This window comes from Sphingobacterium sp. R2, from assembly GCF_040760075.1.
In the GTDB taxonomy this organism is placed as follows: domain Bacteria; phylum Bacteroidota; class Bacteroidia; order Sphingobacteriales; family Sphingobacteriaceae; genus Sphingobacterium.
In genome coordinates this window covers 457,733-470,411 of the sequence record NZ_CP142884.1, presented here as the reverse complement: position 1 = coordinate 470,411, position 12,679 = coordinate 457,733, and the positions used below count along the sequence as shown (strand labels likewise).

The 12,679-nt window shown below is 38.4% G+C and carries 11 protein-coding genes; 4 read left to right on the top strand and 7 right to left on the bottom strand.

Features of this window, described 5'->3' with window-relative positions:
• Positions 1–4 precede the first annotated feature (4 nt).
• From VXM68_RS02125 to VXM68_RS02110, 4 genes are all read left to right on the top strand, one after another.
• The gene (locus VXM68_RS02125) at positions 5–814 is read left to right on the top strand and encodes a glycosyltransferase family 2 protein (RefSeq protein WP_367210293.1); all 810 of its coding nucleotides are present in this window, start codon (positions 5–7) and stop codon (positions 812–814) included.
• A gap of 24 nt (positions 815–838) precedes the next feature.
• The gene (locus tag VXM68_RS02120; protein ID WP_312365319.1) at positions 839–1,648 is read left to right on the top strand and encodes a glycosyltransferase family 2 protein; all 810 of its coding nucleotides are present in this window, start codon (positions 839–841) and stop codon (positions 1,646–1,648) included.
• A gap of 12 nt (positions 1,649–1,660) precedes the next feature.
• Positions 1,661–2,329: a glycosyltransferase gene (locus VXM68_RS02115; RefSeq protein ID WP_312365318.1), complete on the top strand. Its 669-nt coding sequence runs from the start codon at positions 1,661–1,663 to the stop codon at positions 2,327–2,329.
• A 61-nt stretch (positions 2,330–2,390) separates the two neighbouring features.
• Positions 2,391–3,347 carry a glycosyl transferase family 90 gene (locus VXM68_RS02110; protein ID WP_312365316.1) on the top strand — a complete coding sequence of 319 codons (957 nt, stop codon included), beginning with the start codon at positions 2,391–2,393 and terminating at the stop codon, positions 3,345–3,347.
• Here VXM68_RS02110 and VXM68_RS02105 read toward each other — a convergent pair.
• The 7 genes from VXM68_RS02105 to VXM68_RS02075 form a co-directional block, all read right to left on the bottom strand.
• On the bottom strand, positions 3,339–4,457 hold the full coding sequence (locus VXM68_RS02105) for a glycosyltransferase family 4 protein (RefSeq protein ID WP_367210292.1): 1,119 nt from the start codon (positions 4,455–4,457) through the stop codon (positions 3,339–3,341). The two genes, VXM68_RS02110 and VXM68_RS02105, sit on opposite strands and share 9 nt — an antisense overlap.
• A gap of 13 nt (positions 4,458–4,470) precedes the next feature.
• A complete protein-coding gene (locus VXM68_RS02100; protein WP_367210291.1) occupies positions 4,471–5,685 on the bottom strand; it encodes a glycosyltransferase family 4 protein in 1,215 nt (404 codons plus the stop codon).
• Positions 5,682–6,707, bottom strand: a complete 1,026-nt coding sequence (locus VXM68_RS02095; protein WP_367210290.1) for a glycosyltransferase family 9 protein — start codon at positions 6,705–6,707, stop codon at positions 5,682–5,684. The genes VXM68_RS02100 and VXM68_RS02095 overlap by 4 nt, the downstream gene beginning before the upstream one ends.
• Before the next feature lie 2 nt (positions 6,708–6,709).
• Positions 6,710–7,315: a DUF4254 domain-containing protein gene (locus VXM68_RS02090; protein ID WP_294345863.1), complete on the bottom strand. Its 606-nt coding sequence runs from the start codon at positions 7,313–7,315 to the stop codon at positions 6,710–6,712.
• A gap of 211 nt (positions 7,316–7,526) precedes the next feature.
• Positions 7,527–9,011, bottom strand: coding sequence for an NADH-quinone oxidoreductase subunit N (locus VXM68_RS02085; protein ID WP_367210289.1), 1,485 nt, complete (start codon positions 9,009–9,011; stop codon positions 7,527–7,529).
• 6 nt (positions 9,012–9,017) lie between these two features.
• Positions 9,018–10,619, bottom strand: a complete 1,602-nt coding sequence (locus VXM68_RS02080; RefSeq protein WP_293956798.1) for a NuoM family protein — start codon at positions 10,617–10,619, stop codon at positions 9,018–9,020.
• A 3-nt stretch (positions 10,620–10,622) separates the two neighbouring features.
• Complete coding sequence (locus VXM68_RS02075) at positions 10,623–12,677, bottom strand: NADH-quinone oxidoreductase subunit L (RefSeq protein ID WP_367210288.1); 2,055 nt, start codon at positions 12,675–12,677, stop codon at positions 10,623–10,625.
• Between the last annotated feature and the right edge of the window lie 2 nt (positions 12,678–12,679).

The following is a 12,679-nucleotide window of genomic DNA, read 5'->3' as shown; positions in this document are numbered from 1 at the left end:
ATAAATGAAAATCTCTTTAATAATATCTACTTATAATTGGCCGGAGGCGTTGGCATTATGCTTGGAAAGTATACTGCATCAAAAGGTTCTTCCTGATGAAATACTTATTGCTGATGATGGGTCCGGAAAGGAGACAGAACGAGTTGTAGCAGAATATAAAAATAAGTTTAATATTCCTTTTATTCATATATGGCATGAAGACGAGGGCTTCCAATTGGCGAAAATCAGAAATAAGGCCATCGCTAAAGCCTCATCCGACTATATTGTTCAAATTGATGGTGATTTAATTTTGCATCCCTATTTTATTAGGGATCATCGAAAATTTGCTCGAAAAGGATCTGTGGTACGTGCCAGCCGTATCTACCTTGATCGGGAGTTTTCTGAAAAAAAATTGACTAAGCGTGATACAAAGGTAAATAGATTCGATAAAGGAGTCTCGAACTTATTCAGTGCTTTTCGTTTTCAGTTATTATGGAAATATTTTGAATTTAATTATAAAAATAAAGGCAACGAACGTTGGGAGATTCATGGGGCCAATATGGCGTATTGGAAAGAAGATGCCATTCGTGTGAATGGTTACAATGAAGACTTTAAAGGCTGGGGACCGGAAGATAAAGAATTTGTCGCTAGACTCTTAAATGTCAACGTAAAAAAACGCTTCTTAAAATTCGGCGGCATTGTGTTTCATATCTGGCATGCGATAAATGCAAAAGAGAATTTAGGTAACAACAATTGTTTGTTTGCAAAAACAAAAAAGCTAAATTTGACCTATTGTGATAACGGTATTGATAAATATCTGAAATCATCTGATTAGCACTTACGATTTTACAGCTATTTTTTGGAAACTTCGATAATTATTACAACGTATAATAGGCCCGATGCATTGGAATTGGTGCTATTGTCTGCATTAAATCAAACAGTTTTGCCGAGTCAAATTATTGTTGCAGATGACGGTTCTGACGATAGGACAAGGTTGTTGGTTCATCGTTATAAGCAAGTTTCTGAAATTCCTATCTACCATGTTTGGCAGGAAGATTGTGGTTTTCGCGTCGCACGTATTCGAAATCAAGCGATAGCCCAAGTGAAATCACCCTATGTTATACTCGTTGACGGTGACATTCTTATGGCACCAAATTTTATTGAAGACCATCTAAAACTCGCCAAAGTAGGACATTTTATTCAAGGTGGAAGGGTCTTACTAAATCAAGCATTAACATCTAAATTGTTAGCCGAGTCGAACCAACTGAAGTATCCGAATATGTTTCAGGCTGGATTCGAATCTGGTCGGTTTGAAAAGAGAATTAGTAGTTTTCGTAGTCTTCTTTTGGCAAGATGGACTGCGAAAGACCTAGCAAATAACAGAAGCAAAGTACGCTCTTGTAATATGTCTTTCTACATGCGCGATGTTTGTGCAGTGAATGGTTTTGATAATCTTTTTGAAGGCTGGGGTCGGGAAGACAGTGAATTTGTGGAACGTTTATTCAATTATGGACTCAAAGGGCAACTTCTTAAGTTTGCTGCAATTGGGTATCACCTATATCATAAAGAGGAGTCTAGACAAGCACTTCCTCAAAACGATTATTTATTTGAAAAGACAAAATTAGAAAAGCTGAAATCCTGTGCTGACGGACTTTCTAGTTTCCTGTAGTTATTAATTATCATGGGAATTCCAAAAAATATATTTCAAACATTTAAGGATAATAAGATTCCTTGGCTTACGAAACTCCATATTCGCTCGTTTTTGAAAAAGAACAAGGATTATTCATATGAATTCTATGACGATCAAAGGGTGAGTGACTTCTTTGCCGAACATTTTGATGAACGTATTAATAAAGCCTATCATCGTCTTCAGATAGGAGCCGCTAAAGCAGATTTCTTTCGCTATGCTGTTTTGTATATATATGGAGGCATTTATATAGATTTAGATAGTGATTTGTTAGTTTCTATCGATAAATATTTAAATAAGGATGACGTTGCGGTAATAACGCATGAGAATAATAGGAGCCTATATGCACAATGGGCACTGATCTTTGATAAGGGACATCCTTTTTTGAAAAGAACGATTGAACTGATTGTGGATAATATTGAACAGAATCGATTTCCACATGATGTGCATGCGATGACAGGACCAACAGTTTATACATTAGCGATTAATGAGGTTCTGAAAGAAAATCCGAGTGTGGCGTATCGCTGCATTGAAGATGATTATAAGGGATTACTGAAATTTAAGTATAAATTAGGCAAACTTATGATTTATAAAGACAAGTCTAACCATTGGAAGAAACTGCAACTGCGTATTCCTGTTGTAAAGCCTGATACAGACTTTTAGATTTGTTTATTTTAAGGGAGAGTTATTTTTACTTATTTTTGAAGAAAAGTATTGGTCATCGATGAATTTCAAAAGAATCTTTTTGCGAAATAAGAATAATAAGATTTACTATTATATTAAAGCAATTCTTAGGGAGCTAGTTCCTAGCAGTCTTTCGCAAGTCCAATTGAAAAAGCATTTAAATAGCGCTTATTATCGCAAAAATGCTGCATATATTGATGATAGGGTAAATTATTACAATAAGTTAGAAGGGCTTGAACCGTTAGATCAGGATGCAATTGAAATAGGGAAATATCGAGTGCCAGAACGCATACGCGTTTATTATTTCGACAGTAAGGAGTATTTACGTTTTTTTAAGCCCCAATTGCGATTCAGTATTTTGCCCGGTGATATCATTCATGTTCCCTTACATCCGACTTTACTAAAGAGCCGACCTATTCATGGTAATAACGGCAATGCAATAGTCTTAAATTTGGATAAAGCAAGACATTTTAATTTTCTTCAAGATGATGTATCTTTTGATAAAAAAATAGATATGTTGGTCGGAAGGAGCGGTTTTGGGCAGGTGCATCGTAGTAGATTCTACCAATTGTATTATGATCATCCATTGTGTAATATCAAAAAGGCAAATAGATCTTCCGATAAGGATTATTTATCCATCGCAGAGCACCTTGATTATAAATTTATTTTGGCGCTTGAGGGAAATGATGTTGCGACAAACTTGAAGTGGATTATGTCCTCTAATTCTATTGCGGTGATGCCTATGCCTAAATATGAGACTTGGTTTATGGAGGGACGCCTAATTCCAGATTTTCATTTTATTTGTATTAAAGATGATTATTCTGATTTGGAAGAAAAATTACGCTATTTTATGGCAGATGCTAATGCGGCTAAGATGATTGTAAAAAATGCGCATGAATATATTGCGCAGTTTAAAAATAAAAAAATAGAGGATTTAATCGCATTAAAAGTCTTGGATAAATATTTTACGTATACCGTTCAGCCTAAATTACAATAAGGATTTATAACAATTTATAAGTTCTGATGCAATTTTTTCATCATTAAATTTTTGCACATAATGACGTCCTTGCGCAATCATCCTTGCACTGGTTTGGGAGTCGCCGAGAATATGTTTGATTGCTAGATTTATTTCATCGACATCTGAAGGGTTGATATAACAAGATGATGGTCCACCAGCTTCTGGAAATACACCCGAATTAGTTGTAATGACAGGAGTACCAGCATATAAGGCTTCAATGATAGGAATACCAAAGCCTTCAAAGATAGAAGGGTATATAAAAATTGATGCCATCGAATAAATGGTCGATAGTTCTTCAATAGTAAAGCCTTGTTTTATAATGACTTTGCTTTCCAATTTGTTGGCTACGATATATCTGTTAATCTCCTCAAGATAGGACGTTTTCTTACCAATTATTAATAATGGAATATCGATATCCTGAATAGCTTTTACAATTTGTAAAACATTTTTTCGTTTTTCAATTGAGCCCACACTTAACAGGAAGTCTTTGGGTAAATTATATTTTAACCTTAATTTTTCCTTCTCGTCGCCGCTTTTTGGGACCTTAAAAGTCGGATGACAACCCTGATAAATGACCTCAATTTTATCTTCGGGAATTGCGTAGTAATCGATGATATCCGATTTAGTCTGTTCACTAATTGCAATAATTTTATCAGCGTGATTAACAGCTAATTGAAATTTCTTGTTGTATATCGAACGATCTATGGGTTTATAGAGTTCGGGATAGCGTAAGAAGATTAAATCATGTATAGTGACAACGGATTTAATTCCACGGGCTTTTAAGCCTCTTGGTATTTCTCCTGTAAGGCCATGAAAGAGTTCTACACCATCATTAAGCAGGTCGGATGCTAGTCCAAAGCTTCGCCAAAGTGCAGGAAAAGCACGGTTAAATGTAGTTTTGGGTAGACGAATTTTTTCTTCAATAAGTGCCTTCTTCGAAAGATCATTATTGTCCAATCTTGGCGTATATTTCAGATAAGTATGCTGAGGATAGTATTGCTCCAGAATACGGATGAGATCTCTACTATAATTACCTAAGCCCGTTCGATTGAGAAAATATCGTTTAGCATCAAATCCAATTGTTATCATGCCTGACTTGGTTTTAGTTTTCTTTAAAAATGTTTTCAAATTTACTTAATACCAAATCCCAATTATAATATTTAGAAACATATTCTTTTGCTTTTGCCTCAATGATGTTCTTATCTGTATTTGGATCTTGCAAATATGTGATAATTGAACTTAGGGAGTCGAAGGAATCATAACAAAAAACAGCTCCACTTTTGCGTTCATGTTCGACCATAACATCACACTTTTTGTTACCAATGACCGGTTTCCCCAAGTGGAGCGCTTCTAATGTCAATAGTGATAAGCTTTCGGCAAGTGACGGATTAATAATGGCAAAGCTTTGTTGTATTAGCGCTTTTTTTTCTTCCTCGCTTACAAAACCAGTATAGATGATATCAGGTTCTTGCTCAACATTCATGGTATTTTCTCCTGTAAGTACAAGTTGCAAGTCGATCTGTTTTTCTGATTTTAATTTCAGAAAATAAGCCATAAAATTGTTGATTTTGACTGGCGTAATGCGGCCACAATAAAGTAAGTATGGTGATTTGATCTGATATTTGGCGCTGATCGTTGTTGCAGCCGGTAAATCATCTATTTGATTGACTCCTATGCCAACAACTGTATTTTTTGCAAGCGAATTTCTGAAAATTTCTAAACACATTTCTTTTTCACTTTCCGTGTTAAAGGCAATATGATTAACTTTTGAAAATAAAAGTGTGTTGATGCTTCTAAATAACATACTCTCCATATGTGCAGTGGGAATCAGAATAGACTTCTCTGGTACACTAAGTGATCCCATTATCGTTAGTGGGTTTTCGTAAGTAAAGAAAATGAATTTGTCGAAATCGTGTTGAAATTCCCTAATATAGTTGAGTAATGATGACGAATAAAATGGATGTCCTTCTAAATATTTTGATTCATCATCAATTTTGAACTTCCAAATGGGAAATAAGGAAAAAACAGGCCTTGATAATCCCCAGCGATAGATCAATCGGCGTATTTTCCGGGCGATTTTACTTTTCTTTTCGGAAGATGGATTTTTATCGGTCACAAATCTCATCACAGGTATTCCCTGTATAATTTCTAGGCCCGGGGTAAAATCCTCCTCTGGTTTATTTAAAAACTTGATATTGGTGGTTAATACAGTCACGTCATGTTTTGCTGATAATCGTTCAGCTAGCATTCTACAATGGAATTCGGCTCCACCGGTGATATTCAATCCGTATCGAATGGTTATTAACCCTATCTTCATCCTATTGCTCTTATTCGTTCAATCACCATCTCCGGCGTAATTAAATCAATTGCTTCTACCCCGTCACAGATGCACGACTTATTCCCATACACCGAACTTGGTCTATTGGGATGTTCAACTTGGATGCAATCTGCTAACCGTTGACCGTAACCCGTAAATCCAGCGTAAGGGTGTGTTGCTCCCCACAAGGAAAGGCATCGTACCCCCATTAGGGAGGCCATATGAAGACCCGAAGAATCCATGCTGATCATAAGATCCAAATTCGAAATTAAATCCAGTTCTTCTCTCAACGTAAATTTTCCAATCGTATTGTGAGTGTTGGGAAAACTTTCGGTCCAGTTTTGGGCAATTTGAAACTCTTCCTGACCACCTCCAAAGAGCAATACGTCATATCCGTGATGTGTCAGGTAATCTATGATCTGCCCCATTTTTACCAAGGAAAGAATTTTATATCGATGTTGCGCAAAAGGCGCTATACCAATTTTCTTTCGATCGAAATTTGCAAACAGACCAAATGCAGCTTTAGGTACATCCTGCAAATTGGGAACCAATTTATGGCTGAGCTCAAATTTAAAACCTAATGCCCGAAATACATCTGCATAGCGTTCTACCGTTAGTTTCAATGGGACTTTAATTTTGTCTTTTTCACGGGATAACGCTTTTTTCTCTTCACGCCCTTTGTCAAGCTGCTTTACTTTTACACCCGATAAGGAAAACAATAAATCAAGCACACGTGAACGCAAATTAAAATGTAAGTCAGCTACGGCATCTGGGCTATACTGGGTCAGCTCTTTTTTTAGCTTGAACAAGCCCCAAAAACCTTTATGAATGGTTTTGGGTTCTATCGCGTGGAACCTTAGGTTTTTTATTCCATCAAAGAATGGCGAAAAGAATGGTCTGCTGACCATGATGATTTCTACATCAGGATAGCGAATACAAAATTCTTTCAATACAGAGGCAACCATGGCAACATCGCCCATAGCTGAAAATCGCGTGACTATGATCCGTTGCGGTAACGACATGTTTACTTTCCTGATGAATATAAGACAGGGTTCAATGAAGGATCGTTATACATTTTCATCTGTTTATAGACTTTCATGTATTTATCGCCCGATGATATGGCATCCATCAATTCATCAATACTTTGAGATAAATCTTTTCTTTGTTCCAATAGGATGTTAAGCTTTTCTTGGCAGGTATTAATGTGTGCCTCAGAAGCATCTGTGCGTAATGTCTCCTGTTCCATATGGTAGATTTTTAAAGCCAGAATGGAAAGCCTATCAATAGCCCACGCCGGACTCTCTGTATTGATCGTTGCGGAAGGACGAGCCTGTATCTCCTTAAATTTTTGTAGAAAATAGCTGTCAATATACTCTACGGTATCTGTGCGATATTGATTGGACTCATCAATTCGTCTTTTCCAATGTAAGCCTTCTTTCGGATCAATAGCGGGATTACGAACGACATCTTCCATATGCCATTGTACGGTGTCAATCCAGCACTTTAAATAGAGAAGATGCTCCAGGGATTGCTTTTCGTACGGATTTTGGATTGGATGATCAATCTGGTCGTATACGTGGTAATCCTGGATAGCACGTTGAAATATTGGATTTGCTATTGCACTAATCATGGTACAAACTTAGATAAATTGCTTTTTATATGCAATTTAATTGCGCTTTGCTTAAAAAACAATTTATCGGTCTCTCCTCAACCATAGATAATACTTTTATTGAGGAAATATAAAATATATTATGGAGTTTATCTTTACTATTCAACCGGCACATGTAGTGATTGAATAGGATGGTATCTTTGTTAAGAATAATAGGAGTTTTTCTGTTTTTCTAAAAGGCCGAAAGCAAAAGATCCGGAAAAATTCCTAAACACAACACTGCTAAGGTACATAGGATACCAATACATAAAAGTACAGCATTGACTTTTATTGTTGAAGATACGGTATTGTCCCTAAGAAATGCGTTCAGTGGAATTTTAAAATAGTAAAATAAAGAGATAACTGAGGTCAGTGCGCCGACAATAAGCAATGCCAATAAACCGAACGATTGAAAGTTTTGATACTGTTCGAACACTTTGGAAAAGACTAACAGCTTCCCGACAAATCCCGCGGTGGGAGGGAGCCCCACTAAAGCGATTAGAACAATTGAAAATGAAGTAAACAAAAGAGGAAACTGCTTTCCTAAGCCACGATAGGAATCGATGGATGTACTCCCCAGACTGCCTTCCAAAGCGTCAATAAAAATAAATACAGCAATATTCATCAATGCATAGATGGAAAGATAGAATAGCAATACATTTGACTCATTATTTTGGTAAACCAATACAGCCATCAGGAGTATTCCCGTGTGTCCAATGGACGAATAGGCCATCATCCGTTTGGCATCCTGTTGACGTAAAGCCGCTAAATTACCAATCAACATGGTTGCAATGGCAACCCCAATAATTACATACGTTAGGAAATCGCTAAAGTAAAAGGAGACATTTAGCCATGCGGAGAGGAGCTTGGATAACAGAACGACGACTGCAATTTTTGGTACCGTAGCCAGATACGTGGTAATCACTGTGGGAGCACCTTGATAAACATCTGGACTCCAGACATGAAAAGGGAAAAAACTCAATTTAAAGCCAATGCCCGTCAATAAAAATAATAGCGCAATGCTGATCATGACCTTTGGTGCTTCCATAAGGCCTGCAATGTGACTCTGGGAATCAAAATTCAAGTTCCCCGTGAAACCGTAGAGTAAAGATAAACCGTAAAGCATCACTGCCGCGCAAATCGATCCAAAGAGTACATATTTTAAAGCTGCCTCCGACTGAACTTTAGTAGCTGAAAAGTACCCCACCATGATATAGGAACTAATGGAAACGGTTTCAACGGCTATAAAAATCATCAGCCAGTTGCTCGACATGGTCAATAGGTTCAGTCCCAACGTCGCCGTCAGTAAAACAGCATATAGATCTCCTAGTGGTCGGCCATGTCTCCCATGTCCTTGTTGAATAAAGATACAAACAAGGAGTGTCGACAACAGGATAATCGATCGTGAAGAGGTAGCAAAGGCATCAACGTGGATCATATCAAAAAAGCCAGCCATCTCTACTTTACTGAGTCCTTGCCCAATGAGATAACAGCCACTCAACAATAATCCGATAATTGTAAGCATAAAAGACGTATGCTTCCAGTGCTTGTCAGCAAAAAGACTAGCGAGAATAGTACCAATAAAAGTGAGGATCAGTGTCAGTTCGGGTTTAAAATACGGTATACTGACGATAATCTGATCGAGGAATGAACTGATATATGGACTGAAAGCAAGCATGTGGGGTTAGATGAATTGTTGAATAAAGCTCACAAGATTCAGAACACTTGCGTTTAAATTGTTAAAGATTAAAGCAGGCATAATACCAAGTAATAAGGCCAATGCTAACGTTGGAAATAAGATCGCCTGCTCGCGCGAATTGACATCTGTCAGTGCATTGCTCCAAGATTCACCGCCCTTTAAACGGATCTGCCCAAAAAACATGCGCTGCAATGTCCAAAGTAGGTAGGCTGCGCTCAATAAGATTCCTACAGAACCAGCCAGCGCCATCCAACGTGGCAAACCCGTACCAGCACTTTCAGAGTTGAATGAACCGATAATGACAAATGCTTCACCAATAAAAGCTGAAAAGCCAGGTAAACCTAAGGAAGCAAAAAATGCAACAGCAACATACCCCGTATATTTGGGCATAATTTGCGCTAAACCTCGAAAACTATAGATATTTCTGTCATGCACACGGTCATAAACTACACCGACTAGAAAGAAGAGTGCAGCGGATAAAAACCCATGGGAGATCATCTGAAACATCGCTCCAGAAATTCCTTCTGCAGTCAATGAGGCAATACCTAATAAAACAAAGCCCATGTGGGAAACGGATGAATACGCAATCATTCGTTTGAGGTCTTTTTGTGATAAGGCGTTTAATGCTCCATAGATAATGGAAACAACGCCTATTAGTCCAAGCCACCAATTGGATAAGGCGGCCATGTCGGGAAAGATGCTATAACAGATACGGATGATACCGTAACCTCCAATTTTCAGAAGAATACCTGCTAAAATAATAGATACTGGAGTCGGCGCTTCGACGTGGGCATCGGGTAACCAGGTATGCAATGGCACGATAGGCACTTTAATGGCAAAGGCAAAAAAGAGGACAATGAAGCCAACCAGCCTGGACGAAACACCCAAGATTTCCTGATAACCACCCCACTCAAAAATAGATCCTTCAAGGTAATTCTGAGGGTTCATCATATGGATCATATTGAACGTATGCGCTCCAGTCATCGGGTTAATGACTGAAAAGTATAGTCCTACGATGATCAACAGCATAAATACAGAACCAAATAGGGTGTATAAAAAGAACTTGATGGCTGCGTATTCGCGTCTTGCACCACCCCAGATACCGATCAGGAAATATAGTGGAAGTAACATCACTTCATAGAAAAGGTAGAACAGGAAGAAATCAAGTGCACAGAAAATCCCCATAACAGCCATATTAAGCACCATGAGTAACGCAAAGTATCCTTTTGGACTCTTCTGTATATTCCAGGAGGCTCCAATAGCCATCAACATTACAAAAGCGCTCAGCAATAATAAGGGCATCGATATCCCATCAATACCAATAAGATAATCAATTTCTAGTTTACCTATTGATCCTAAATCTAAGCGAATCCATGGAAGCTGTTCAACAAATTGATAGCCTCCCAGATCTTGAATACCCGTTTTGCTTGCATCAAAATGTGCGTAACACAATCCAGCCAGTACAAATTGTATTGCGGTAATTGCTAACGCAATATATTTGTAACTCGATTTATATCGTGTTGGCAAGGCAAGAATAAGCGCCGTAGCCAATAGCGGTAAAAATATCAATAAGGATAAAATAGGCATTTCCTAAAAGAATAAAAGATAAATTAAACCAAATAAAACTATTAAAAAGACGGAGTACAAAGCGGTCTGCATTTTCCCGTTCTGCACTAGGCGGACTTGATGGCCGGCCCAATAGGTTACTGAAGCAACCGTATTAACTAAGCCGTCTATAATATATTTGTCTATCCAAACACTTAATTGTGAGATCGATAGCACGATTGACTGAATCAAAGAAACAAAAGCATCAACAACATGTCGGTCAAACCAATAACAGAATTGAGCCAATTTTAATGTACCCTTAACAAATACAACATCGTAAAACTGATTGATATATCCCTGATTTAAAGAAACCTTCAGTGCCGGATTGACCGGGCTGAATGGGTATCTATTCTGTACATACCATTTCCATCCGATAATCCAGGCAATGATAGAACCAATGAGCAGGATCGCGGGAATAATCAGGTGGGCAATGTGGCTTGGAGCAAAGACATATTCATCCAATAAGAGTCCGTCCATCAACCAAGAATCGTGGTACGAAAATGGATTGAACGAAAATAGTGGAAATAAGCAGAATACACCCAAAACAAACATGGGCATCAACATGGTTTTTGGCGCTTCATGTAACGGATGATCATGTAATTTGTCATGTAGCTGTTTAGTAAGCCTAAACTCCCCAAAAAAAGCTTTAAATATCAAACGGCCGATGTAGAATGCAGTTAAGATACTTACTATAATCAAACTAATAGGGATGAGAAGATATACGCTACCTTTTGAAAGTGCCCATTCAAATGAAGATATAACAATACTGTCTTTGGATAGAAAACCTGACGTCAGTGGGAAGCCGGCCAGTGCTAGTGAAGCAATACTCATCAGCACAAAGGTCTTGGGCATGTAGTGACGTAATCCACCCATGTTCCGTAAATCCTGCGGATCAAAGTCTAGGTGGCTATGTGTTTTCAGGTGGGCCATTTCATGAATAATTGCGCCGGCCGAAAGAAATAGAAGGCACTTAAAGAAAGCATGCGTCGTGAGATGAAACAAAGCAGCATCCCATGTTCCAATACCTATCCCAACCATCATAAAGCCCAATTGCGATATAGTCGAAAAGGCAAGAATACGCTTGATGTCGTATTGGCCCAAGGCGAAGTATGCTGCCGAAGCTGCCGTAATGGTGCCGATAATGGCGATAAATAGTAATGCCGATTCGCTGAATAATGGAAATACGGTAGCCAATAGGAATACGCCCGCTGCGACCATTGTTGCCGCATGGATCAAGGACGATACGGATGTAGGACCTTCCATGGCATCCGGAAGCCATACATGTAATGGAAATTGCGCTGATTTGGCCATAGCAGCCAAGAAAAAGGCTACTCCTCCTAAGGTAAACCAGATCTGAGGTAAACTATTGACTGGAGATACCCATAGTCCATCGACGATTGTGGATTGATAGATCAGTCCATTATCACCAAATAAATCAACCAAATTAAGTGTCTTGAACTGCGTAAATACGATCGCAAGGCCAATTAGAAAGCCGAGGTCACCGATGCGATTCACCAAAAATGCCTTTTTATTGGCTTGTACAGCAGTTTCGCGCGTAAACCAAAATCCGATAAGGAGATAGGACGCAAACCCAACCAATTCCCAAAAGACATACATTAGCAAAAGATTGTCCATAATGACCAACCCCAACATGGCAAAACAGAACAGGCTTAGATACATCCAATAGCGATGAATGCCGGGATCGCCTTTCATATATGCACGGGAATAAATATGCACGGGCAACGCTACAGTAGGTACCAAAAAAAGCATTAAGGCGCTTAAATTATTTAACAGGATACCAACTTTAAATGAGGTTTCGCCAATAGTGAACCAATCAGCCTGAATGGTTACGGGGGCATTATTCCAGATGGTAAACAAGGTGAGCGCACCACCGGTAAAACTGAGAATAATGGCTAGCAGGGAGACCATACCGGACTGGTCACGTTTGCCTAATAAAGATTGATATAAAAACGCTGCTAATGGGGATAATACGGTGATTAACGCGGTCAAAACGGGCGATATGTGAACAACTTGATCCAATG